The organism is Candidatus Nitrotoga sp. BS, assembly GCF_927797785.1.
Lineage (GTDB): Bacteria > Pseudomonadota > Gammaproteobacteria > Burkholderiales > Gallionellaceae > Nitrotoga.
In genome coordinates this window covers 16,421-40,971 of record NZ_CAKMLL010000047.1, presented here as the reverse complement: position 1 = coordinate 40,971, position 24,551 = coordinate 16,421, and the positions used below count along the sequence as shown (strand labels likewise).

18 protein-coding genes, 1 tRNA gene and 1 pseudogene are annotated in these 24,551 nt (G+C 46.4%); 11 read left to right on the top strand and 9 right to left on the bottom strand.

Annotated features, from left to right (window positions below; genetic code table 11):
• Window positions 1–79: 79 nt before the first annotated feature.
• Window positions 80–751: a molybdenum cofactor guanylyltransferase MobA gene (mobA, locus tag MJ769_RS05015; RefSeq protein WP_239234848.1), complete on the bottom strand. Its 672-nt coding sequence runs from the start codon at window positions 749–751 to the stop codon at window positions 80–82.
• 311 nt (window positions 752–1,062) lie between these two features.
• On the bottom strand, window positions 1,063–1,935 hold the full coding sequence (locus MJ769_RS05010; protein ID WP_239234846.1) for an ankyrin repeat domain-containing protein: 873 nt from the start codon (window positions 1,933–1,935) through the stop codon (window positions 1,063–1,065).
• A 965-nt stretch (window positions 1,936–2,900) separates the two neighbouring features.
• Between MJ769_RS05010 and MJ769_RS05005 the strand changes: the two genes are divergently transcribed.
• Both MJ769_RS05005 and MJ769_RS05000 read left to right on the top strand, forming a co-directional pair.
• Window positions 2,901–3,908 (top strand): transporter, encoded by a 1,008-nt coding sequence (locus MJ769_RS05005; RefSeq protein ID WP_239234844.1) that lies wholly within the window; start codon window positions 2,901–2,903, stop codon window positions 3,906–3,908.
• A gap of 57 nt (window positions 3,909–3,965) precedes the next feature.
• Window positions 3,966–5,246, top strand: a complete 1,281-nt coding sequence (locus MJ769_RS05000) for a sialidase family protein (RefSeq protein WP_239234842.1) — start codon at window positions 3,966–3,968, stop codon at window positions 5,244–5,246.
• A gap of 333 nt (window positions 5,247–5,579) precedes the next feature.
• Here MJ769_RS05000 and MJ769_RS04995 read toward each other — a convergent pair whose 3' ends face one another.
• Complete coding sequence (locus tag MJ769_RS04995; RefSeq protein ID WP_239234840.1) at window positions 5,580–6,077, bottom strand: hypothetical protein; 498 nt, start codon at window positions 6,075–6,077, stop codon at window positions 5,580–5,582.
• 289 nt (window positions 6,078–6,366) lie between these two features.
• Entirely contained in the window at window positions 6,367–7,821 is a 1,455-nt protein-coding gene (gene mgtE / locus MJ769_RS04990; protein WP_239234838.1) for a magnesium transporter, read from the bottom strand.
• Window positions 7,822–8,321: 500 nt separating this feature from the next.
• Here mgtE and sucC point away from each other — a divergent pair, with 500 nt between their 5' ends.
• From sucC to galE, 3 genes are all read left to right on the top strand, one after another.
• Complete coding sequence (gene sucC / locus MJ769_RS04985; protein WP_239234836.1) at window positions 8,322–9,488, top strand: ADP-forming succinate--CoA ligase subunit beta; 1,167 nt, start codon at window positions 8,322–8,324, stop codon at window positions 9,486–9,488.
• Window positions 9,488–10,369 (top strand): succinate--CoA ligase subunit alpha, encoded by an 882-nt coding sequence (gene sucD / locus MJ769_RS04980; RefSeq protein WP_239234834.1) that lies wholly within the window; start codon window positions 9,488–9,490, stop codon window positions 10,367–10,369. Before sucC ends, sucD begins: the two co-directional genes overlap by 1 nt.
• Before the next feature lie 186 nt (window positions 10,370–10,555).
• Window positions 10,556–11,563, top strand: a complete 1,008-nt coding sequence (gene galE, locus MJ769_RS04975; RefSeq protein ID WP_239234832.1) for a UDP-glucose 4-epimerase GalE — start codon at window positions 10,556–10,558, stop codon at window positions 11,561–11,563.
• 119 nt (window positions 11,564–11,682) lie between these two features.
• Here the strand turns inward: galE and dksA are convergent, their stop codons facing one another.
• From dksA to MJ769_RS04955, 4 genes are all read right to left on the bottom strand, one after another.
• Complete coding sequence (dksA, locus tag MJ769_RS04970) at window positions 11,683–12,105, bottom strand: RNA polymerase-binding protein DksA (protein WP_239234830.1); 423 nt, start codon at window positions 12,103–12,105, stop codon at window positions 11,683–11,685.
• 294 nt (window positions 12,106–12,399) lie between these two features.
• The gene (locus tag MJ769_RS04965) at window positions 12,400–12,984 is read right to left on the bottom strand and encodes a Maf family nucleotide pyrophosphatase (RefSeq protein WP_239234828.1); all 585 of its coding nucleotides are present in this window, start codon (window positions 12,982–12,984) and stop codon (window positions 12,400–12,402) included.
• 388 nt (window positions 12,985–13,372) lie between these two features.
• On the bottom strand, window positions 13,373–14,620 hold the full coding sequence (locus MJ769_RS04960; protein ID WP_239234826.1) for an alginate export family protein: 1,248 nt from the start codon (window positions 14,618–14,620) through the stop codon (window positions 13,373–13,375).
• 297 nt (window positions 14,621–14,917) lie between these two features.
• Complete coding sequence (locus tag MJ769_RS04955) at window positions 14,918–15,340, bottom strand: OsmC family protein (RefSeq protein ID WP_239234824.1); 423 nt, start codon at window positions 15,338–15,340, stop codon at window positions 14,918–14,920.
• A gap of 292 nt (window positions 15,341–15,632) precedes the next feature.
• Between MJ769_RS04955 and rpsU the strand changes: the two genes are divergently transcribed.
• The 5 genes from rpsU (at window position 15,633) to MJ769_RS04930 (ending at window position 20,539) form a co-directional block, all read left to right on the top strand.
• On the top strand, window positions 15,633–15,845 hold the full coding sequence (gene rpsU / locus MJ769_RS04950; RefSeq protein ID WP_239234823.1) for a 30S ribosomal protein S21: 213 nt from the start codon (window positions 15,633–15,635) through the stop codon (window positions 15,843–15,845).
• Window positions 15,846–15,915: 70 nt separating this feature from the next.
• On the top strand, window positions 15,916–16,368 hold the full coding sequence (locus MJ769_RS04945; RefSeq protein ID WP_239234821.1) for a GatB/YqeY domain-containing protein: 453 nt from the start codon (window positions 15,916–15,918) through the stop codon (window positions 16,366–16,368).
• Window positions 16,369–16,581: 213 nt separating this feature from the next.
• A complete protein-coding gene (dnaG, locus tag MJ769_RS04940) occupies window positions 16,582–18,351 on the top strand; it encodes a DNA primase (protein WP_239234819.1) in 1,770 nt (589 codons plus the stop codon).
• 123 nt (window positions 18,352–18,474) lie between these two features.
• A complete protein-coding gene (gene rpoD / locus MJ769_RS04935; protein ID WP_445083068.1) occupies window positions 18,475–20,418 on the top strand; it encodes an RNA polymerase sigma factor RpoD in 1,944 nt (647 codons plus the stop codon).
• 44 nt (window positions 20,419–20,462) lie between these two features.
• Window positions 20,463–20,539, top strand: a tRNA-Ile gene (locus MJ769_RS04930).
• A 338-nt stretch (window positions 20,540–20,877) separates the two neighbouring features.
• Here MJ769_RS04930 and MJ769_RS14700 read toward each other — a convergent pair.
• Window positions 20,878–21,088: pseudogene (locus MJ769_RS14700) on the bottom strand (IS110 family transposase); the annotation flags it as partial.
• Window positions 21,089–21,487: 399 nt separating this feature from the next.
• On the opposite strand from MJ769_RS14700, the gene MJ769_RS04925 reads away from it, so the two are divergent.
• Complete coding sequence (locus MJ769_RS04925; protein WP_239234817.1) at window positions 21,488–24,550, top strand: FecR domain-containing protein; 3,063 nt, start codon at window positions 21,488–21,490, stop codon at window positions 24,548–24,550.
• The last annotated feature ends 1 nt before the right edge of the window (window position 24,551 follow it).

Sequence of the window (24,551 nt, the reverse complement as noted above, 5' to 3'; positions counted from 1 at the left end):
GGAATCTACATGAATTTTGCTCCTACCGATAATACACAAAATGAGCAGTCACGTTATTTTCAATTGCGTTGCACTCATTTTATTTGTTGATTATGGATTTCTCAGCACCATCCTTAGTGTGTACATTTACTGAAATCTGGCTAGCGTGTGCCAAATCGTCCAGCGTATTAATGTTAGTAAATGCAATTGCATCATCTATTAATGCTTCACTTACATGTAAGGTTTCTAGCCAGGCATTTACTTTACGCCCACCCGAATTCAAATAGGCATCAAGTTTAGGAAGTACGTTTTTCCGATAGAGGGCAATAGTAGGCTGCCGCTTCCCAGCAACGACAGCTACAGCGGCATCCATCGTAGTTGTTGTGCTAACTGCTTTATATAAACGGGCAATCAAATCGTCTGGCAGGAATGGTGTGTCGCAAGGAACACTTGCAACCCAATCATGACGTGCAAGACGCAGAGCGGACTGCAATCCAGCGAGCGGTCCTGGCCAATCCGGGGTCTCATCGGCAATGACAGGATAGCCAAAGCATAAATAAGCATCTGGTACACCATTCGCATTAATCAAAACTTCTTCACTTTGGCGGCTGACAGAATCTAATACCCAGCCAATTAACGCTCGACCATGCAAGGGTTGCAAACCTTTTGCGCCGCCGATACGCGTGCCTAAACCCCCTGCCAGAATTACAGAGGTTATTGCAGGATGTGTCGCTTCTGGAGGCGTCTCAAATTTAACCTGAGACATTGTCATGACATATTACGTATTATTGCTAATGGCATAAACTGTAGTTTTTGAAAATTTAAGATATTCGGTTGAAGTGACAAGCCATTACAAATTGCTATTGCAAGATTTAATCTATAAAGAAACCTATTGCCCCGCTGAGAAATGGTGCGGGTGTCCTGATAATACCTTTTGGTTCTATTTGGGGATGAGGAAACAACTAATATCCATTTTTGGATGCGCTGATAGGCACATTACATCGTAATCTCTAGCTTGTGTAACTAAAAACTTAGCGCTGCTCCCGCCAACACCCGCTCAAAAATGGAACATCGGCTATTACCTCATTCCTTATTTATACGGATAGATTTAATATAATCTGCCAATCCGTCTTCTCTAGTATCATCTGTAGCCGTCTCTTCAGCAAGTAACCCATATTTATTTTTAATCATGATATCTACGCCATATTCAATTAAAATTTTGGCTGATTCTATATTATTAGTGCAATGTAAAGTGCTATTCCCCTTCTTATAAAGCCCCCCTCTGGACAATGTACCACCTCGTGAAAGCTGAATGTTTGGGTTGGCACCGGCAACCAATAAATGTTTGGCGACTGTTGGATGATTAACCCATAAATGCAAAGGCGTGAAACTATCTTTATCTTTCAAATTAACACTAGCACCGTTATCAATTAAAAACATGGCGATATTAGGATCGTCAACCTCGAATAATGGAGTACGATTGTTATTATCCATCGTGTTAATGTCAGCTCCACCACCAATTAACAGCTTAGCTGCGTCTAAGCTTGAGACATAATGCAAGGGCGATTTACCCAGAAAGTCACGAAAATTCAAATCTGCACCCTGTTTAATTAAGCTCGCTATCCCCGCTAGGTCGTTGCCCCATGTCGCCACCATCAGGGCGTCATTATCTTGCACCGCTAAGATAGCGTTATTGTTTTCAGAAGAAATAATGCTAGCTGCTTTCTTTGCAGCAATTGCGCCTTCATCGTCCTCTATTGCATATTTTTTTAATTTTCCACGAAGAGGGTTGGTTTCATCTGCCAATTTTAGTGATACTTCAGCAGCGTTTTCTATATGCCGCTTACGCAGTTTATCTATAGTAGTGGAGTCTTTACCGTCCGCAAACGGTTTAGGTTCGGTCGGCAATATTGGCGTCTCTGATTTTTTTCCAAATAATTTCGGCAGTAGCGCCATGAAAAACCTCCTGATGAAATTTTATTAAATAACAATGGCCGCTACCAAATAGCCTGTAGAACGAAAAAATCGTAGCGAAAATTAGCTGAGCAGGGATAAGCTTTGCGAGCTTTCACCTTACGGCGAAATGCCTGCTTACCCCATCTGACGATTTTACAGGGTAAAAGTTATTTTATTGCCACAAAAGCGGTAAGACATATACCTCTCAGCTAAATTTGCAGCCGATCTATTTTAAGTACGTCAGGCTGCTAGCGGGCAGCTCGTTTAGCGTAATTTTGGAACACGTATCCTTTAACATCCTGGCATCTGTAATGATTGATCAAGAGCTTAATTTTAAAGCTTTAGAAGAGCCATTATTTGTTATGAAACTCTTAACCATATGCCTTGCATTAGAGGTAATTTTATTATCATCTATTCTAATTTTTTAAGTCAATATCTGTCAGTAACTGTATCCAAATATATAGTAAGTTTCTTTATATAATTCCACAATTTAAAGAGTCATATTAGTAGCGGCCCAGCATATAAAAGAGCTTATGGTAGCACGCGCGTGCTTGATGAATAGCGTGGCTATTGCTTCCCCGTTGGAAAGGACTTCGCGAGACGTTTAATGTGTGAGAACAGCCTCAATGCATGAAACAAATGCCGCTTCAAAACCACAGCCAACGGACGCTAATCAGTGGGTAACTGATTTTTAAGCGTTAATCCAATATTTGTATGTGCATAATTGCAGTCCTGCTGGGGTTTGATGTATAAATATTAATTATTTAAATCAATGTATTGTTAGGTGGTGTGACAATTTGTCGCATGTTCACACTTATTGAACTGAGTTATTCTTTAGCCAAATCATTTCATAACGGCATCAATGCAGGCATTAGCTTATATCGCAATTTTAAAAATAAGAATTTTAAGAGTGCTGGTTCAATGGGTAATTGTCATTCCAACACTATAAATTACAAGGATTAGTTATGAGTCTTTCAAAAAAAGTTCCTCTGGTGATGTTTCTAACATCGACATTGGCTATTTACAGTAATACAACTAGGGCCGATCATGGCTCTATGGGCTTCGGCATAGGTACCGCATCACCAATTATCACTCAAACCGGTATAACACTCCCCGCCGGAATGTGGGCTAGCGGTGTGATCGCTCAGTTTACTAGTTTTGACAATCCCAGTCCGTCAGTCTTACATGATCTGAGCAAGGATTATGGTGAAGTTCACAGTGTGAAGTCTCAGTTAACCCCATCGGTATTTGCGGCCTATGGTGTGACCGACAACTTGACGCTGGGTGTCAGACTGCCTTATGTGCAGCGTTTCGGTGTCAGTGGTGGTGTGGATCATCACGGCGGTCATCACGATGTCAGTGACCAGGGCAATCCAGGCGGTTTTGGTGGCGTTTCCCTGTTTAGTCAATATCGTATTTTCAATTCCGTCGACAATCTCAACCATTTATCACTGGTCGCGGCTCTCACTACCCCAGGCGCAACCAATGTCCGCAGCGCCGGTGAGCGGCTTGAAACACATTTTCAGCCCAGCAGCGGCTCATGGAATCCTGCTGCCGGCCTTTCCTTTACTCGCGCAATGGGAAAGGTCTCGTTTGATAGCAGTATTCTATATACGGTTGCAACTGAAGGGGCGCAACGTACCAATCTAGGCGATACTTTTGACTATAATGTCGCACTTTCTTATGCTTTCGTTGGCACGGCCAGAAATAACCTTTTCGTCGGCAGCAACAATTCCCCGTGGACGGGTATTTTGGAGTTAAATGGTCAGTGGCAGGATCGCCAAAAAACCGCTGGTCTGACTGAGCCGAACTCGGGCAGCAATATCATTTATCTCTCACCTGGCATCAGATACTCCGGCGGCAAAAACTGGAATACTGCCTTATCAATAGGGACACCCATTGTCAAAAATATCAACGGTTATCAAACGCCACCAGATTATCGGGTAACTTACCGCTTCGTTGTCGCATTCTAGTGATTTTTTAGTAGCATTATATTTTTTGCAGATTCTGGACTTAACGATAAAATGACTTTGTCAGATTACCCGGTGACCGAGAGTGCTATTAAAATTAATCGTATAGCAATTGCAAATGAATTCTTCGAGTCATCACTATCACTGAGCAGTCGTAAACTGCTCAGTTACCTATTACTGTTCGGCGCAATAGCCTTTAGCACGGCTAGTTATGCCCATCATAATGATTCAAAGGCCGGAACAAGCGATTTATCGCGCTACCCTCAGGGAGGGAGCCTATACGTGACCGCGACTTTTGGTTCTGATAACCGTTTATGGCGAGTTGTCCCGGAAAAATGGCATATATATGTTGATTATTCAACCGACCTGGGCAAGACCTTCAGCGTGCCTTTACGTATCAATAAAGAATCACAGCGCATCAAAGCGAGCGGTGAAAACCGACCCGGCATCGCCGTTGATCGTGACGGAAAAATTTCTGTCATCTATTCAGCTGAAGGCACTCAACCTGCAACCCTGTTTTTCAGTGCATCTACCGATAATGGCCGCAGTTTTTCAACGCCAAAACCGTTGAGCGACAAAGCATCCGAAGCAAATTCATTTCAAGGCCGGCTGGTTTTAAACCCTTCCGGTCAGACTTATGTCTTTTGGCTTGACGAACGCGACCGTACCGACTGGAGGCAACCTGGAAACGCGGTTTATTACACCACCATTGACGGGCAGAACAGTCTTGATTTCATCAATCAAAAACTCTCTGACACCGTTTGTGAATGCTGCCGCATTGCCGCTGCTTTTGATAATGAGGGTCAGCCTGTTTTATTCGCGCGTTTCATTTATCCAGGCAGTATTCGCGATCATGGTCTTTCCAGGACGCGAACGAACGACAAAAAATCACTATCGTGGCGTGTCACTTTTGACGAATGGAAGATCAAGGGTTGTCCTGAAAATGGACCTGCAATTTCCATAGGTGACGATGATCACTACCATATTGCCTGGTTTACGCGAGGTAGCGCCCGCCAAGGTTTATTCTATGCTTATTCATCTGACCAGGGACAGAGTTTCTCAGCTCCGTTGCCGTTCGGCAAACCGAAAAAACTGCCAAGTCATCCTGACGTCTTGGCTCGGGGGAAGCATGTCGTCTTGACCTGGACCGAATATGATGGAACAAAAACACAACTTCTCGTGATGCAGTCAACCGATGGCGGGCAAACTTGGTCTCAGGCCAGATCAGTCGCAGAAAGTGCGGGTGGAACTGACCTCCCTTTTATATTAAGCAATACCCGGGGTGTTTTTGTATCGTGGAACAGCAAGAATGAAGGTTATCGGTTAATTTCGCTGGATTGAATATCCGAGTTTACGCCACAGAGCGTCTCAAAAAATTCCATTTTCAAAGCTGCACTTGCCTAAAGAAGTATTATCCGACCTCGCGCCTGCTTGCCACGATGTCACTTTATGGGAAAGGTCAGGGATGCTGTTCAGGCTAGTCTGAGCATAAGCATAGACTAATACACGTATAGTTAGCGTTCGTATTTATGGCAGCGGTCGTTACATTTTTGAGGAATGTTCCGCTGCCGCTCTTGATACATAGCATGCTGCTTCATCATGTCAGCTCGCAACCGGCTCGTACCGTATCGTCCGTACCTGATTCTAATCGGTGCCTGCCGGGAGCTACAGTTTTTATTGTTCGCTCGGCGGCTGCGTCGCCAGATTCCGGTCGAGCTTGTCTTCAATCTCGCCCATATATGCTAACTGGCTGCGGCTAGTTTCTCCAATAAGGTTGCGTAATGCTTCTTCCAACCCTTCTACCTGGGTACTAAATGAAACTCGGGATTTGTCTGCCTCTTCCCGCAATTGCGCAAACTCATGATCGAGTTGCTTGCGCAGTTCGCTCAGCCGCGAGGCCTCGGCCTTCTCAGCCAGTTGTTGTTGAGCTTTAAGTTCACGCGCATAACGGTGCGCATCCATCAGCATGGTAGTGCGAAGGATGAGGACATAAGCGACAAAAAACGCCGCAAATACTAGAATGATCCCCAGCAACACAAGGCCCAAAGGCGCCTCGAAACTGAATGCTATCAAGGAAAGTGTGGCCGGGGCTGTCAGCGCGATCCAATTGGCCAGGACAAATACACCAAAAAAGAAAAACCCTACGAGTATCAGTGGTCCAAGAATTTTCATATCGTTTCCCTAAAAAATGTCTATAGTTTTATATTGACCCATCGATTTGAAAGACAGGATCTGAATAGCGTATATTACTCGGAATTTTGGCGTTTATATTGAGTATGCGTCCATCCCACTGATTTATAGCAGGGAGAGCTCAACCTTTCGACATCTGCCTCAAGATCAACCGCGCTTAACCATTATTCATCTGCATCTCAAAATGCGCAATCGGTACCAGCTTACCAAATGTATATTCAAAAAAACGCATCGTTCTTGGCGTTGCATCACAAATGCGTAAACGTGGAATTCAATGGATTAAAAATAGGGCCGCGAGCCCAAGGAAAATAAAAAAGCCGCCGCTGTCGGTAATTGCGGTAAGCAATACACTGGAGCCGATGGCTGGGTCACGCCCCATACGCTGCATGGACAACGGTATCAACAAGCCAGCCAATGCGCCAAGGACTAGATTAAGCACCATGGCACCGGTCAAAATTACGCCAAGCAGTACGCTCTTATATAGGACGTAAGCGAACAGTCCGGCTATACCACCCCAAATCAGTCCATTTAGCCCACCGATGGTGAGTTCCTTACTAATTAACCGCCGTGTATTAGCTTGGTTAAGTTGCCCCAGCGCTAGCGAGCGGATGATAATTGTGGCGGTCTGGTTTGCAGAGTTGCCAGCAATGCCTGCCACAATAGGCATTAACGCCGCGAGCGCGACAAGTTTTTCGATGGTGTTTTCGAACTCCCCTATCACGCGTGAGGCAAAGAATGCCGTACACAGATTTAGCGCCAGCCACATCCAGCGGTTTTTTACGCTCTTCCATACCGAAGCAAAGATATCTTCTTCTTCACGTAAACCAGCTGTATTCAATATGTCGCTTTCCGATTCTGAACGGATATAGTCCATTGCCGTGTTCACGGTAACGCGACCAACTAGCTTCCCATCTTCTTCTAACACGGGTGCAGAAACTAAGTCATAACGCTCAAATGCCTGTGCTGCTTGCTCCGCCTTGTCATCTGAATGTAATTTGATGGTATCGGTTAACATCAGCTTACTAACGAGCACTTCAGGTTCGTTTACCAATAAGCGATTAAGTGGCAACACACCTTTAAAAATATCGTTTCTATCCACTACAAATAGCTGGTCAGTATGATCTGGCATATCGTCGAAACGGCGAAGATAACGTGACACTACTTCCAGAGTGACATCCTCGCGGATAGTTACCATATCGAAATCCATCAGCGCGCCTACCGCATCTTCTGGATAGGACATCGCCGCGCGCAATTGCTCGCGCTCTTCAATGGTGAGAGATTTAAATACATCGCGCATCACTGCATGTGGCAAATCATGCGCCAAATCGGCGATCTCATCAGTATCAAGCTGCTCCGCCGCCTCGCGCAGTTCCTCGCGACTCATGGTGGCAATCAATGATTCACGCACTGCATCGGAAACTTCGATCAAAATTTCGCCGTCACGATCAGCCTTGACCAGGTCCCATACCAGCAAGCGCTGCTCAATAGGTAGAGCCTCCAAAATAAATGCGATATCGGAAGAATGCAGGTTGCTAAGTTTATTTTGTAGTTCGGCTAGATGTTGCTTGTGCAGTATGCTGTCCAACAACTCATGACGTTCTTGGCGTGGCATTTCCTGCTTGCGCGCCAGCATTTCGACCAGAGTGTGCTTATCCAGCAGGTTTTGCACCTGGTGCAGATGTTCCTGCACATTTTCAGTGTAATGATGTTCGCGGTTTGGGGTCATGATGCGCTATATGAATGACTGCGGCTATTGTAAAGAGGTTGGATGACAGTCGTGAGAAAATTATCGACTGTACTGTGTAAGTGCTACAAATCTGAACTTGGTAAGCTTCCGCGAACATAACAGAAATAATAGCAGCTATGCGACGCACAAGCGGTTGGGCCAATACTGTTGTTTATAGCAATCGAGATGAGTTTGAACCAGAATATACTTCCCACAGAAGATGTTTCTCACACAGCTTTCGTGTTTTGTGAATGCCTCGTATATACTTATTTCGTGTGTATTTTTTACGTGCATTTTGAATCTCGGTATGGCTGTGTGTTTTATTTGTAATCAATATATTGAGTTGCATAATATATATTTCAGTTGTGGTTTATATTAAAATGTCAGAGATTATTAAAATTAAATCAATATGTTATATTTTAAAGTGAGCGATAATTAGGTAGTATGATGTCTTTAGGGCATCGCCTAGTTTGCGTACGAAATAGGGTACTGAGTCAAACATGAAAATTCACGAATATCAGGCCAAGAAAATCTTCCGTCAGTATGGCGTGCCGACTCCACGCGGATCGGTTTGCTTCAGCATGGATGAGGCCCTTGCCGTCGCACAGAAGTTGGGTGGCTCGGTGTGGGTGGTGAAGGCGCAGATTCATGCCGGTGGACGTGGCCAGGGTGGCGGGGTTAAGGTGGCGAATTCGGTGCAGGATGTGGGCACGCATGCTGCAAAAATTCTTGGTATGAAGTTGGTAACGCACCAGACTAATGTTGATGGGCAATTGGTCAGACGCTTGCTGATTGAGGAGGGCGTGCAGATTGCCAAAGAGTATTACGTAGGGATGGTAATTGACCGTAGCAAGCAGAGTGTCGTGCTTATGGCAAGTAGCGAGGGAGGAATGGAAATCGAGGCAGTCGCTGCGCATTCGCCCGAAAAAATTCACAAGGTATGGATAAACCCTTCGTCAGGACTACTTGATACTGAGGCAGACGCTGTGGCGCGGCTGATTGGCATCCCGAATGCAGTGTTTGCTCAGGCGCGAGCCTGTTTGCAAGGCCTGTACCGGGCATTCATGGAAAAGGATGCAATACTGGCGGAGATCAATCCGCTGGTGCTGACGGTGGATCAGAATTTACTGGCGCTGGATGCAAAAATTAATTTCGATAGTAATGCGCTATTTCGTCATCAAGAGATTGTGGCGTTACGCGACTTGGATGAAGAAGACCCAGCCGAAGTTGAAGCTTCAGAATTCGGCCTTAGCTATATTTCACTGGAAGGCAACATCGGTTGCTTGGTGAATGGTGCTGGGCTAGCTATGGCGACTATGGATATCATCAAGTTGTACGGCGGCCTGCCAGCGAATTTTCTTGACGTGGGTGGTGGTGCCAGCAAGGAAAAAGTAACTGAAGCGTTTAAATTGATGTTAAGAAATCCGAATTTGCGCGCAATATTGGTAAATATCTTCGGCGGAATTATGAAGTGTGATGTGATTGCCGAAGGCGTGGTGGCCGCGGCACGCGAAGTGCATTTGAAAGTACCATTAGTGGTTCGTCTGGAAGGCACTAACGTTGATCTCGGAAAAAAAATTCTGGCTGAATCTGGCTTGCCAATTATTTCTGCCGGTGATATGGCAGATGCGGCAGCAAAGGTTGTGGCTGCGGCAAAGGGGGCATAATGTCCATTCTTATTAACAAAGATACGAAAGTAATGACGCAAGGTATGACTGGTAAAGTCGGCCAGTTCCACACTTTGCATTGTAAGAATTATGCAAATGGAGCGAATTGTTTTGTCGCAGGCGTGACGCCCGGCAAGGCCGGACAAAGCTATGAGGGTATTCCAGTATTTAACAGTGTAATGGAAGCAAGCACGCAAACCGGAGCAACGGTCTCAGTGATTTATGTACCCCCCCCCTATGCTGCTGCAGCGATTGATGAGGCGGTGGAAGCGGGGCTAGAGTTGGTGATCTGCATCACAGAAGGTATACCTGAGCATGACATGCTGCGCACTCGTTACAAAATGCAGGGCAAGAAGACGCTGCTTATAGGTCCGAATTGTCCAGGACTAATTACACCGGACGAAATAAAAATTGGCATTATGCCTGGGCATATTCACCGTAAGGGACGTATCGGCGTGGTATCGCGTTCGGGCACGCTGACTTATGAGGCAGTTTGGCAACTGACTGAGTTGGGCTTCGGGCAATCTTCTTGTGTTGGAATAGGCGGCGATCCGATCAATGGCATGAAGCACTTGCAGATAATGAAATTGTTCAACGATGACCCAGAGACCGATGCTGTGGTGATGGTAGGCGAGATTGGTGGTAGTGATGAAGAAGAATGCGCACGCTGGATCAAGAGTAATATGCAAAAGCCCGTGGTTGGCTTCATTGCGGGGCTTACTGCGCCGTCTGGTAAGCGTATGGGACATGCTGGTGCAATTATTTCTGGAGGTCAGGGCGGAGCCGAGAACAAGTTAGCAGTAATGGAAGAATGTGGCATACACATCACGCGCAACCCAGCTGAAATGGGGAAAACGATGAAACATATTTTAAAAATGTAAGGTTATGATAATAAGTGTGTTATTAATTTATAATTGTTGATGAAAAGATAAAAAGCTTCACTTCGTATTGGTTATTTTTTTCTGGGTAGTATAAGAAGCAACTATATCCATGTGGCTTACCTCACAAACTAACTTACAAAACTCTCACTTCAAGCTGGAATCTGCTACTGACAAAAAGGAAGAAGAATGATTTTAGTAACAGGTGGAACCGGCTATATCGGCTCGCATACGGTTGTTGAGCTGATGCTGGCTGGCTTTGAAATTCTGATCGCTGACAATTTTAGTAACAGTAAGGCATCGGTTCTTGATCGTATTGAGCGTATTGTTAAACGTCGACCGAGATTTGTTGAGGTTGATATTCGTGATCGGCAAGCGATGCAGGCACTTTTTGCACGACATAACTATGATGCAGTAATTCATTTTGCTGGTTTGAAAGCGGTAGGTGAATCCGTGGAGCAGCCGTTACGCTACTATGACAATAACGTCTATGGTAGTTTGGTGTTGTTTGAGACGATGGCCGCGGCAAGGATAAAGACACTGGTTTTTTCTTCTTCTGCTACAGTTTACGGTGATCCTGCTACAGTTCCAATTGTGGAAAACTTTCCACTTGGTGCGACCAATCCATATGGTAGAAGTAAGCTGATGGTCGAGGAAATACTCCGTGATCTTGCGATAGCTGATCCTTCATGGCGAATTGCGTTGCTTCGTTATTTTAATCCTGTAGGCGCGCATGAAAGTGGTTTGATTGGCGAGGATCCCACTGATATTCCGAATAACCTGCTTCCTTACATTGCTCAAGTGGCGCAAGGCCGGCGCGAGATGTTGTCGATTTATGGAGATGACTATCCAACCATTGATGGCACTGGTATGAGAGATTATATTCATGTTGTTGATCTGGCTATTGGCCATGTCAAGACTCTTGAGAAGTTGGCTGATCAGACTGGAGTGGCTACCTATAATTTGGGCACAGGGCGGAGTAATAGCGTCTTGGAGATGGTGCGCGCCTTCGAGCAAGCCAGCGGACGGAACATTCCCTATAAAGTAGTGGGGCGTCGTCCAGGGGATATCGCTACTTGTTACGCAGACGCGACGCGGGCAGAGCGCGAGCTTGGCTGGAGAGCTGAGCGCAGTATAGTGCAGATGTGCGTTGACTCTTGGAGATGGCAGTCTTTAGGGAATATTGATGAATCCTAAAGCTACCATATAACTTCCGGTATATTTGGCTGCATTGGGCATCTCCGTTTAAGCTTCACAAAACGGAGATGCCCATTTTTTAAACTTAAAACAATATCGCGGGTTGCTTGGGTAAAAGATTACCTGGCGACTTGTTTTTCGCGGATCTCATCCAGCGTTTTGCAGTCTATGCACAACGTGGCGGTTGGTCGTGCTTCTAAGCGGTTCAGTCCAATTTCTACGCCACAATTTTCACAATATCCATAATCTCCGTTATTGATTTTGGCCAATATTTCGTTGATCTTTTTGATCAGTTTGCTTTCTCGATCACGATTACGTAGCTCTAAAGTCATGTCTGATTCTTGGCTTGCACGATCATTCGGATCGGCAAACACAGTGGCATCATCCTGCATGGAGTGAACCGTACGGTCAATTTCCTCACCTAACCCAGTCTTGATGCTGTTCAGAATGCTGCGAAAATGATCCAGTTGCTTAGGGTTCATATAAATTTCCCCCTTCTTGGTTTTGTACGGGGTAGTGGGCTTTGTGGGTTGTACCGACATCAAATATCTCCAGAAACTTCAAACAAAATTTAAAAAACGAGCTTTAATACCAGAAATGCAGCGCTAGTGCAACTAAATTCGCCACTCTCTCCATATGAATAAACGCCTAAAAGCCTAGTTAAATGACTATTAATAGTTTGCAAAGGGTAGCACTAAAGTGAGCCAGGTTGTACGAGTTATTGCTAAGCAATATATATGTTAGATCATTTCATGCAATGCATAAAATAATTTATTATTACAAGCGGTTATAATAAATTTAAGTCGGATTTTAAAGCCTAATGTTAAATAGGGTAATTACAATATTAAAACCCCCTGATTTCTAAGCATGGACACCAATGAAATAAGTGGTAGTCCGATTAGAGCGGTCGGGTCGTCACCCTCCATCCGACTAATGAGTGCGATGCCCAAACCTTCTGATTTCGCGCTACCTGCACAGTGATAAGGCTGCTCTTTGTGTAGATAGGATTCGATTTCGCTGTCGCTGAAATTGCGAAAGCTGACGCAATTTGTCGCAATGTCAGTTTGAGTTTCATCATTGCGCGCATTCAACAAGGTCAGTGCAGTGTAAAAATACACGCTGCGGCCACGCATAGTACGCAATTGGTGTACAGCATTCTCATGCGTGAGCGGTTTGCCTAGCTGTTGTTCACCCAATAATGCGACCTGATCTGAGCCTATAATCAGCGCATCTGGATATTGGGTCGCCACTGCACGTGCTTTTTCACGCGAAAGTCGCCATGCGACTTGTTTAGCACTTTCTCCGGGTAACGAAGTTTCGTCTATGTCAGGAGCAGTAATTTGAAATGGGATTTTAAGACGTCCCAATAGCTCACTGCGATAAATCGAAGTAGAAGCGAGAATAAGTGGCTGATAATTCAAAAAAATTCCTTGATTGAAAACTCGAAAAATTGAGAAATTCTTCTCTGCTAAAGTTAAATTGTGATCCGCGCCGCATGTTATCACCATCTGTTATGGTGTTGCATCGAGTGTCTGCCTCGTGTTTAACAGAAGACTTCAGAATTTCTGCAGCTGAGAGGTTTTTGAATAGTTTCGCAAAGTAGAGATTAGCGAGGAATCGGAGTGAAAGCGCAACTTTCTGAGAGTTTGTGGGGCAAGGTAGGCATTTGGAAAGAGCTGCTCGTGCCAAATTGCCATTGATTATAGAAAAAAGTTAGGGGCACGAAAACCGTGCCCCTATTTCTATACTATACGCCCACTCATAAAGGATAATCAGGAGACGTACATTTCACAACGCTTACATAAAAAACTAGAATTTCATTGATGCATACAACCAGAACTTATTAACATCAACAGCGGCATAAGATGCTTTTGCATTAAAGAAAGCAGCCCTGCTGCCGACGGAATAAGTCTTGTCGATTGCTTTCTCCGCGATTAGATCTATTTCCGTTGCATATTTTTGATTGCCACTATCTGCTCTGAAGTCATGATAGTCGGCTCCCAATACAACGCCGGAAACAATACCGTCTAAATTTGTCCTTGCAGACACGTAAACATCTTGAAGACCTTTGGTCGGTGTTACGAGAAACTGATCAGCCCATCCATTATGTGCAAATAAGGTAGCCAATGGTGTCTGGAGCGATTGCCGTCCATTGCTACTGAGCACTTCATAGCCTACTTTGAAAGTGGCAACCTTTAGGTCTGCGCCGCCCTCTAGCAAGGAGTAGTGAACACGGTAGTTATTCGGGTTGCTCTTATAATCGGACTGGGTTGCATACTCTGCAGTATATAGAGCTTTGTAGCCACCAATTGGAGCATGGCCTGTAAGTCGGATACCCACAGATGCGGTTGAATTATTCAAGCCAAAAGCTGCCGCTGAAGAATCGTAATCCAGGAAGTAACCATAACCGACTATATCAGCAAAGCCCAGCCCAGAGTATTTTACGTTAATGAGGGGGGATTGCATGTGATGGTTGCCGACAGGGGAAGCATCACTGAACACACGGTTGACATTGGTAACGTAAGCTGCCGAGATTGTAGTGTCAGGGAGTGTTTGATTGACGGCTGTATAACCATCATACGTTTGCCAGTTTTGACGCCAAACGACATTGCCAATCCAACGATGGTTGTCATACGTAATGACCTGACGACCAAGCTTTAATTTTGTTTGGGGCACGCCACTGTAACTGATATAGGCTTGATTGATTTCAGTGACTTCTGGATCGGCCACAATCGAATATTGAGTTTTGCCATTTGTCGTGCTGTTATAAGCACTGTTGCCTGTGATGTGTTCCATTTCAACAAAAGCACCGAATCCCATAAACTCTGCTGTCTCATAGCCCAAACGTAACCGAGCAGTTGAAGCATTTGCGGTCTTTAGCGCATTATCTTGGTTAACATTTTCATAGCGGTATTGCAAATTGGCAGAAACCTTGCCGCCAGTTATGGCCTCAGTGAAACTGTTTGCTGAATAGGCTGCAGGAGCCAGAGCAAGTAATGCCAGTGGAGTAATCACTAATGACATTTGTTGCAATAATGTTCTGTTTCTTAGCTTCATAAATTGTTACCTCCCTAAAATTTGTGGTGGTTTTTTATTAAGAAAACCCTTTAAGTTGTCACTGTTACAAGGTTTTGGACGTTAAACTTAGCTTATCTAATCAAATTTCACAAGCTTCAACTGAAGCTACCAAAATGATTAAAAGTACGTAACCATTTGAGTTTGATAGTAATTATTATATTACCAATAATCCACTTGTAGCTTAGCGTGCGTCAGTATATATCTTATAAGGCTATTTGTTATTAATTATTAAGAATAAAATAAAAAAATTAGAGGAGGTGGGTGTTTTTTAATTGCTTAAGGTATTTCCTGAATTACCTCAAAATCGTGCGTAATGTCCGCCGTCTTGTTTAGCATAATGGAGGCTGAGCAATATTTTTCCGCAGAGAGCTGGATGGCGCGGCCAACTTGTTCTGGTTTGAGATCTTTGCCGGTCACGATAAAGTGAAAATGGATCTTGGTAAATACCTTGGGGTCTTCCACAGCACGTTCTGCTTCTATTCTCACTTCACAATCAGTTACTTGATGGCGGCTTTTCTTAAGGATGTGCATAACGTCGTAAGTGGTGCAGCCACCCGTGCCGAGCAGGACGAGCTCCATTGGGCGCGGCCCAAGATTTTGACCGCCGCCTTCGGGAGGACCATCCATCAGGATGGCATGACCGCTTTCGGTTTCGCCTAAGAAGGAAACATGCTCTACCCATTTAATACATGCTTTCATATCGCTATTACCTTTTTATAAATTTTCAGTTCCATGTCACCATTTTCGTAAGTCAAAAATTAACGAGCATTATAGAATTTCCTTAAAATGCGTCATACATTTTTTAACCGATACCATAGCAGTCTTCTGCATGATATAAAATTGTTGGCGGTCCCGCGTTCGGAAGAGGACAGGCTAGTGTATTTTCAGTCGTTCGCAATACTTTAAAAGAGAACTTCTAAATTCAGGTTGTGGAGCAGGGTGATATTTTGGTAGAATCCTGCCCTTAATTTTTGTTGAGGGTGGTTTGTTTATGACGACTGTGCGTGTTAAGGAAAATGAGCCGTTTGAAGTGGCTATGCGCCGTTTCAAGCGATCAGTGGAAAAGACTGGTTTGTTAACTGAATTGCGCGCTCGCGAATTCTATGAGAAACCTACTGCGGAACGTAAACGCAAGCTGGCTGCTGCCGTGAAACGGCATTACAAGCGTCTGCGCAGCCAAATACTGCCTCCAAAGCTATATTAATTCTCAACTGTTAGCGGCTGCGCGTTGAAGCGGAGCCTGCTGTTAAATTTCCCGCGAGATTGAACTCAACATGAATTTGACGCAGCAAATCAGAGAAGATATGAAGACGGCCATGCGCGCCAAGGATTCTGTCCGCCTTGGCGCTATACGCTTGTTGCTGGCCGCAATCAAACAACGCGAGGTGGATGATCGCGTTGAGTTATCGGATTCTGACGTAATTGCAGTCATTAATAAAATGATTAAGCAACGGCGCGATTCCATTACCCAGTTCGAAGCAGCCGCTCGGCAAGAGTTGGCCGACATTGAGAAGTTTGAAATCAGTATATTGCAGATATACATGCCGCAGCCGATGACTGAAGCCGAAGTGGAAGCTGCGGTCAACGATGCTATAGCCAATAGTGGCGTTCAGAGCGCCCAAGAAATGGGTAAGGTGATAGCGTTGCTCAGGACGAAATTGGCGGGTCGAGTAGATATGAGCAAAGTTTCAACGCTGGTGAAGGCGCGTTTATCTCAAGGCATTTAAAGTAAGCGTTTTAAGTATTGCATTAAGCAATGCGAATGCATGCTGAATTCGCACCATAAAATCATACCCACTACCTGATAACTACAGTCATTTGCCTATTGTGAATAACGATAGCTGCAGTGCATATGTATCTGTCACGAATTACGTATCAATCTACAATTGATTACTTCTCAGTGTACATAACGCATTGGTAAAATGTGAAGCGGAGCTAGGATGATTCCAAGAAACTTCATTCATGATTTGCTCAGCCGTCTCGACATTGTGGATGTCATTGAGCGTTACGTTCCGCTTAAAAAAGCAGGCGCTAATTATATTGCTTGCTGTCCTTTCCATAACGAAAAATCTCCCTCATTTACCGTCAGCCAAAGTAAGCAGTTTTATCACTGTTTTGGCTGCAGCGCGCATGGTACGGCTATAGGGTTTGTCATGGAGCATGGCGGGTTGGGTTTTGTTGATGCGGTGGACGAATTGGCGCGCGGTGTTGGCATGACTGTGCCGAACGAAGCGCCTACGCCGGAACAAGCGCATCCGCATAAGTGTTCACCTGATTTGTACGAAATAATGAAGTCGGCAACGCGTTACTATCGCGATCAGCTTAAACTGTTGCGTTATTACCCCGATCAGCTTGAGCCGTCGTCACCCGCTATCGATTATCTCAAGCGGCGCGGCTTAAGTGGCGAAATAGCGTTACGATTTGGCATTGGCTATGCACCGGAGGGCTGGCAAAATTTAGGTAGTGTCTTTGCTAATTATCACGATAGCAGCCTCTTGGATACGGGTCTCGTAATAGAAAACGAGGATGGCAAACGGTATGACCGTTTTCGCGACCGCATCATGTTTCCTATTGTGAATATGCGCGGCCAAGTGATTGGTTTTGGTGGGCGAGTGCTGGACTCGGGTGATCCCAAATACCTGAACTCGCCGGAGACCGTCCTATTTGAAAAAGGACGCGAGTTATATGGCTTGTTCCAAGCGCTGAAAGCAATACGCACCAAACGACAGGTATTGGTAGTAGAAGGCTATATGGACGTGGTAGCACTTGCGCAGCATGGCATTGAATACGCCGTCGCTACTTTGGGAACGGCGACTACGCCCTATCATGTGCAGAAGATGCTGCGCTTGACCGATAAAGTGATGTTCTGTTTTGACGGTGACGCAGCTGGACAGCGCGCGGCGTGGCGCGCGATGGAGAATGCACTGCCTCAACTAGTAGATGGTAAGCACATAGGATTCCTGTTTTTGCCTTCGCGACATGATCCAGATAGTTTTGTGCGAGAGCATGGAGCATTGGCATTTGAGCAGCTACTGCAAGAGGCTTTGCCTCTGTCCAGTTATGTGTTGCGTGAATTATCTGAGAAAGTTGACCTGCGTACCCAAGAAGGGCGCACTGCGTTACTGCAGCACGCCAAACCTTTGCTGACAGTGATTTCTGCGCCCACTACTGCGCTTTTGCTGCGTAAAGAAATAGCAGCACTAGCTGGAATAACCCAGGCAGAATTGGAAGCACTGTATGCGATCAAGCCGATAGGTGCTTCGCCACGTCGCGCGCCACAAAAAGAGGCGCGTCCTGTGACATCAAACTTGCGCGTGTTATTACGCTGTTTATTATTTCAACCCGATCTGGCGCGAGAGTTACCAGAGAATTGGATGGCCGTGGGGGCGGAAGCTGCCGCGATTAATGCGTTAGCCGAGTGGGCGCGATCACAAGAAGGCACTATAAGCAGTGCAGCTATGATCCAGAATTTTCAAGGCACAGAGCATGAGTTATTATTGGCAGCAGAGCAAGCTGAAATTATGCAATGGGGTGAAACTTTTGATGTAGTGGCAGAGTTTCAAGACGTATTAATCAGGTTTCGCAATGAACAGCGCAAACAGCAATTGCAGGCTTTACATGTGAAAATGCATAACACAGGAATGAAGGGTTTAGACGAACAAGAACGATCGCTTTATTTGCAACTGTTACAACGCAGTGAACTCAAATGACAAAATTGCGGCATTGGAGTGCGGAAAATTTTTGCAAAATCGGGTATAATTCGCCCCCTTTTCAAACGCATTGTTTAACCTGCAATGTTTGAACTCATTTAAATAAATGGGAATCCATCGAATATGGCAACTCAGCAAGACAAAAAAACACCTAATTCAGCCAAACAGGCATCAGTTGGGAAGCAAATTGCTGACCCTGTAATGCTGTTACAGGATATTGAGGCTCGGCGCACACGCCTGAAGGCGTTAATCATCCTAGGTAAGGAGCGCGGCTACCTGACTTTTGGCGAAATCAATGATCATCTGCCAGAAATGTTGGAAGCTGAGCAGATTGAAGGCGTTGTCAGCATGATCAACGACATGGGCATCACCGTGTGTGACGAGGCTCCCGATGCTGAAAATCAGATTATGTCGGACGCGCCGCCTGTGGTGGCCGACGAAGATGCGGTGGAAGCTGCGGAGGCAGCGCTTTCTACAGTAGACTCAGAATTTGGCCGTACCACTGACCCGGTGCGCATGTATATGCGCGAAATGGGTATAGTGGGCTTACTCACGCGCGAAGATGAAATCGTCATCGCCAAACGCATTGAGGAAGGCCTGAAGCACATGATACAGGCGATTTCTTCCTGTCCAACCACCATTGCAGAAATTCTCGTGCTAGTTGATAAAGTAACACGCGAAGAATTACGTATTGACGAAATTGTCGATGGGTTCATTGAGTCTGAAGATGAAACCATGATTGCTACAGAGGAGTCTAGTGATGAAGTCATGGAGGATGAGGAAGACGAGGACGAAGAGGATGTGGATGGCAGCGAAGAAGATGCTGAGGCTGTTGCCGCAGCCAATCTGGCCAAACTTAAGATAGATGCACTGGAACGTTTCGCAATCATTCGAGAGCTCTTTATCAAGATCGGCAAAGCTTATGAGAAGCATGGTTACCGAAGCGCACAATACAACAAGCTGCAGGAGCAGATTACCAATGAGCTCACGCAATTCCGTTTTTCTGCCAAGCAGGTAGATGCGCTTTGCGACACTATGCGCCGTTTGGTGGAAGAAGTGCGTAGCCATGAGCGTATTATTCAGGTGTTATGCGTTACTAAGGCGCGCATGCCCCGCCCACATTTTATTGCGACCTTTCCAGGCAACGAAGAGCGGCTAGATTGGGTCGCGCGCGAAGTGGCTGCAAAAAAACCTTACAGTGAAACACTGTCGCGTTTCGAAGCTGCCATCGTAGAGCAACAACAAAAGCTGCTTGATTTGCAGCAAAGCGTGGGTATTCCCATTCGCGATTTGAAAGAAATCAATAAGCAAATGACCAACGGTGAAGCCAAAGCACGTCGCGCCAAGCGCGACATGATTGAAGCTAACCTGCGTCTGGTGATTTCCATCGCTAAAAAATATACAAACCGTGGCTTGCAGTTTTTAGATCTGATTCAGGAAGGCAACATCGGACTGATGAAAGCGGTAGATAAATTTGAATACCGTCGTGGTTACAAGTTTTCAACTTATGCCACGTGGTGGATACGTCAAGCCATTACGCGTTCCATCGCAGATCAGGCTCGCACGATACGTATCCCGGTGCACATGATTGAAACAATAAACAAGATGAATCGAATATCGCGCCAAATTTTGCAGGAAACCGGGCTGGAAGCGGATGCTGCAACTATGGCGGTTAAGATGGAAATGCCCGAAGACAAGATTCGCAAGATATTGAAGATTGCCAAGGAACCGATTTCCATGGAAACCCCAGTAGGTGATGATGATGATTCGCATCTTGGTGATTTTATTGAAGATTCAAATACTTTGGCACCTATTGAGGCGGCGGTATATGACAGCTTGCGCAATGTCACTAAAGATATTCTCGATTCACTTACGCCGCGCGAAGCCAAGGTGCTGCGTATGCGCTTCGGTATAGAAATGAATACTGACCACACCCTTGAGGAGGTAGGTAAGCAATTTGATGTGACACGCGAACGTATCCGTCAGATCGAGGCTAAGGCGTTGCGCAAGCTCCGTCACCCATCTCGTTCAGACAAGTTGAAAAGCTTTCTCGACGGCGAGAGTTAATTATTTATAATAGAGTACTTTTGAAAGGTACTCTAAACAGTATCGGGTCGTTAGCTCAGTTGGTTAGAGCAGAGGACTCATAATCCTTTGGTCCGGGGTTCAAGTCCCTGACGACCCACCATATAGAATAAGGCTTGCAGCGATGCAGGCCTTTTTTATTTCCCCTGATTTTTGCGCCATGTCACCAATATGTCACCTTTATTAAATCAAGTCAGCTTTGGGGACATCACATCAGTACGCCCGACTAAACAAATCGCACAAAATAGATTGGCTGGGCGACCAGAAAAGCAAAGGGTTGTACGTTTACACACAGCCTGATAAAGACAGCACGCCGGATTGCAATCTTCAGGGCATAGCGGCCATTTTATAACGTGAAAGCTCACGATTTTTCTTGCGAGCGAAAGGCTGGCTATCGAATTTAAAGTATGCTGATCAAACCAGTTTTTGAATGTAACCGAATCAAATTAGAGTCTTGATCCAGCGTGGTGCGTTACGTTGAGCGGAAAACGCTTCATAGTTAGCGGCGGAATCCCGGCTGCGGACATAAAGGTTTCTTTTTTTCGGTCATCTCAAGATTTATGCTGGCCTGCCGATTCATTATTGCCGGGACAGATTTGCACTCAGGAGACAGCCGGTCGGCACTGCCGAAGGCTTTCATATCGGTGCCGACAGCGGGGCATCTCTGGAAAAAAATGCACACTGGCAGGTCCGATACTGATAGTAAAGCGTAATTCAATAAAACAGATGACGAAGGGAGAGAAAGTTATTTCTACTCTCAGGCGAGGGGGTATTTCTATACTGCGTTGACAGAGTTTTGAATATGGTATAAAGCAAGCCGCAAAGATGAGTGATAATTACCTCGCCTTGGAGTTTAAGAATAGCAAGATGAAAGCCATTTAAATTTATCGGTAAGGCAAGAAAAAACCGGCTTAAATAAATTTGGAATGGCAAATCGGGGAGATATTTACCAAGTCGATGGAAGCAGGAAGAAATCCAATTACCCAGGTTCAATATCCTCTGTTTAACTTTAACCTGTATTGGAAAATACAGAGCTCGTTTGGAGACAGCCATGTTGCATTTATTTTGCCCCTTGCGCTACGTTATAGCACTCGTCTTAGGTCTACAGCTTGTCAATCCTGCCGCTGCGGCAGAACCGGAGTGGTTGTACGCGGTACAACCCGGCGATACTTTGATCGGTATTGCGACGGACTATTTGGCTAATCCAAACGACTGGTACTATATCCAAAAACTCAATGACGTGACTGAAGCTAAGCGGCTCAGTCCTGGAACCAAGCTGCGTTTGCCGGTGGCTCTGCTGAAGCGTGAAGCTGCCATCGCTGAAGTCATTCATGTCCAAGGCAAGGTCACGCGTACCCCGAAGAATGGCCCCCCTCAAAATCTTATCGCAGGCGCACGGCTAGAGGTGGGTGACATGATCGAAACCAGCGCTGATGCTAGTGTGTCCATGCGTTTTGTGGACGGATCGCGTCTCCTGCTTACCCAGAGCACGCAAGTGAACCTGGTGGAAATGATTCTTTTTGGAAAAACTGGCATGGCTAAAACGATTATCGAGTTGAATCGAGGTAGCCTGGACAACCACATATCGGAACAGCAGAAACCAGCCGCAGGTTATGAAATCAAATCACGCGCGCTCAATTTGGTTGTGCGAGGAACCAAATTTCGCGCACATGTGAGCGCCATCGATCACGTCTCACGCAGCGAAGTGCTCGATGGCGCCATACAGGCCAGTGGTACTCGCGGTGATACAGTTACCGTTTTAGCCGGTTTCGGCACGCTGGCCGCGCCGGGGGAGTCACCTCGTGCCCCGCGAGCGCTATCGTTGGCACCTGATTTGAGCTTGGTGCCCAGCGTGTTGCAACGTGTTCCGCTGCGCTTTGAATGGCCCGCTGTAATAGGTGCTGAACGCTACCATGCACAGGTATTTTCGGATCTCTCGTTCGAGCGATTACTTTTGGATGATGTATTCCAGGGCAACGTCGCGAATTGGCCTGATCTACCGGATGGTCGCTATGTACTGCGCGTGAGATCGATCGATGGCAATGGTCTGGAAGGTGCTAATGCAAACCGGGAATTCATGCTTAAGGCACGTCCGATCCCGCCTTTTATCAGCGCGCCACAAGACGGTCAGAAAGTTTATGGCTCTCAGACTACGTTGCGCTGGAACGCCTCTAACACAGCCCAGTCCTACCACGTGCAATTGGCCGCGAAACCGGATTTCTCCGAACTGCTGGTCGATTTGCCGGAACAGGTGAGCAACGAATACGTGGTGTCACTCGCACCGGGGCAATATTACTGGCGTATTGCCGCAGTCGCTGCGGAACAGAATCAGGGTCCTTTCAGCAATGTGCAATCCTTCACACAGCATAAGGCCCCGCCGACCCCCCCTTCTATCAGCGCGCCACAAGACGGTCAGAAAGTTTATGGCTCTCAGACTACGTTGCGCTGGAACGCCTCTAACACAGCCCAGTCCTACCACGTGCAATTGGCCGCGAAACCGGATTTCTCCGAACTGCTGGTCGATTTGCCGGAACAGGTGAGCAACGAATACGTGGTGTCACTCGCACCGGGGCAATATTACTGGCGTATTGCCGCAGTCGCTGCGGAACAGAATCAGGGTCCTTTCAGCAATGTGCAATCCTTCACACAGCATAAGGCCCCGCCGACCCCCCCTTCTATCAGCGCGCCACAAGACGGTCAGAAAGTTTATGGCTCTCAGACTACGTTGCGCTGGAACGCCTCTAACACAGCCCAGTCCTACCACGTGCAATTGGCCGCGAAACCGGATTTCTCCGAACTGCTGGTCGATTTGCCGGAACAGGTGAGCAACGAATACGTGGTGTCACTCGCACCGGGGCAATATTACTGGCGTATTGCCGCAGTCGCTGCGGAACAGAATCAGGGTCCTTTCAGCAATGTGCAATCCTTCACACAGCATAAGGCCCCGCCGACCCCCCCTTCTATCAGCGCGCCACAAGACGGTCAGAAAGTTTATGGCTCTCAGACTACGTTGCGCTGGAACGCCTCTAACACAGCCCAGTCCTACCACGTGCAATTGGCCGCGAAACCGGATTTCTCCGAACTGCTGGTCGATTTGCCGGAACAGGTGAGCAACGAATACGTGGTGTCACTCGCACCGGGGCAATATTACTGGCGTATTGCCGCAGTCGCTGCGGAACAGAATCAGGGTCCTTTCAGCAATGTGCAATCCTTCACACAGCATAAGGCCCCGCCGACCCCCCCTTCTATCAGCGCGCCACAAGACGGTCAGAAAGTTTATGGCTCTCAGACTACGTTGCGCTGGAACGCCTCTAACACAGCCCAGTCCTACCACGTGCAATTGGCCGCGAAACCGGATTTCTCCGAACTGCTGGTCGATTTGCCGGAACAGGTGAGCAACGAATACGTGGTGTCACTCGCACCGGGGCAATATTACTGGCGTATTGCCGCAGTCGCTGCGGAACAGAATCAGGGTCCTTTCAGCAATGTGCAATCCTTCACACAGCATAAGGCCCCGCCGACCCCCCCTTCTATCAGCGCGCCACAAGACGGTCAGAAAGTTTATGGCTCTCAGACTACGTTGCGCTGGAACGCCTCTAACACAGCCCAGTCCTACCACGTGCAATTGGCCGCGAAACCGGATTTCTCCGAACTGCTGGTCGATTTGCCGGAACAGGTGAGCAACGAATACGTGGTGTCACTCGCACCGGGGCAATATTACTGGCGTATTGCCGCAGTCGCTGCGGAACAGAATCAGGGTCCTTTCAGCAATGTGCAATCCTTCACACAGCGCAAGATTCCCGAAGGCCCGCAACTAGAGCTGCCTCAGATGGAGGATAAGCGACTGCTGCTTCACTGGCGCAGTGGTGAAGCAGGTGAGAAATTCCAGATTCAAGTGGCGCGCGATCCTGATTTTGCCCAACCGATCATGGACAGTGTGGTGAATATCAGCCAGAGCCAGATAGAAAACTTGAAGCCCGGCACTTACTATCTGCGCGTTAAAACCATTGATGCCGATGGTTTCGCTGGCTCTTTCGGGCCTGTGCAGAAAATTGAAGTACCGACTGAAACCTACTGGCAGCTACTTTTTTTGCTCGTGCCATTCGTTTTGTAAA

Coding starts and splice junctions, on each gene's coding strand:
- mobA (WP_239234848.1), bottom strand. CDS start 751: ATGACAATGTCTCAGGTTAAATTTGAGACGCCTCCAGAAGCGACACAT.
- MJ769_RS05010 (WP_239234846.1), bottom strand. CDS start 1,935: ATGGCGCTACTGCCGAAATTATTTGGAAAAAAATCAGAGACGCCAATA.
- MJ769_RS05005 (WP_239234844.1), top strand. CDS start 2,901: ATGAGTCTTTCAAAAAAAGTTCCTCTGGTGATGTTTCTAACATCGACA.
- MJ769_RS04995 (WP_239234840.1), bottom strand. CDS start 6,077: ATGAAAATTCTTGGACCACTGATACTCGTAGGGTTTTTCTTTTTTGGT.
- mgtE (WP_239234838.1), bottom strand. CDS start 7,821: ATGACCCCAAACCGCGAACATCATTACACTGAAAATGTGCAGGAACAT.
- sucC (WP_239234836.1), top strand. CDS start 8,322: ATGAAAATTCACGAATATCAGGCCAAGAAAATCTTCCGTCAGTATGGC.
- sucD (WP_239234834.1), top strand. CDS start 9,488: ATGTCCATTCTTATTAACAAAGATACGAAAGTAATGACGCAAGGTATG.
- galE (WP_239234832.1), top strand. CDS start 10,556: ATGATTTTAGTAACAGGTGGAACCGGCTATATCGGCTCGCATACGGTT.
- dksA (WP_239234830.1), bottom strand. CDS start 12,105: ATGTCGGTACAACCCACAAAGCCCACTACCCCGTACAAAACCAAGAAG.
- MJ769_RS04960 (WP_239234826.1), bottom strand. CDS start 14,620: ATGAAGCTAAGAAACAGAACATTATTGCAACAAATGTCATTAGTGATT.
- MJ769_RS04955 (WP_239234824.1), bottom strand. CDS start 15,340: ATGAAAGCATGTATTAAATGGGTAGAGCATGTTTCCTTCTTAGGCGAA.
- rpsU (WP_239234823.1), top strand. CDS start 15,633: ATGACGACTGTGCGTGTTAAGGAAAATGAGCCGTTTGAAGTGGCTATG.
- MJ769_RS04945 (WP_239234821.1), top strand. CDS start 15,916: ATGAATTTGACGCAGCAAATCAGAGAAGATATGAAGACGGCCATGCGC.
- dnaG (WP_239234819.1), top strand. CDS start 16,582: ATGATTCCAAGAAACTTCATTCATGATTTGCTCAGCCGTCTCGACATT.
- rpoD (WP_445083068.1), top strand. CDS start 18,475: ATGGCAACTCAGCAAGACAAAAAAACACCTAATTCAGCCAAACAGGCA.
- MJ769_RS04925 (WP_239234817.1), top strand. CDS start 21,488: ATGTTGCATTTATTTTGCCCCTTGCGCTACGTTATAGCACTCGTCTTA.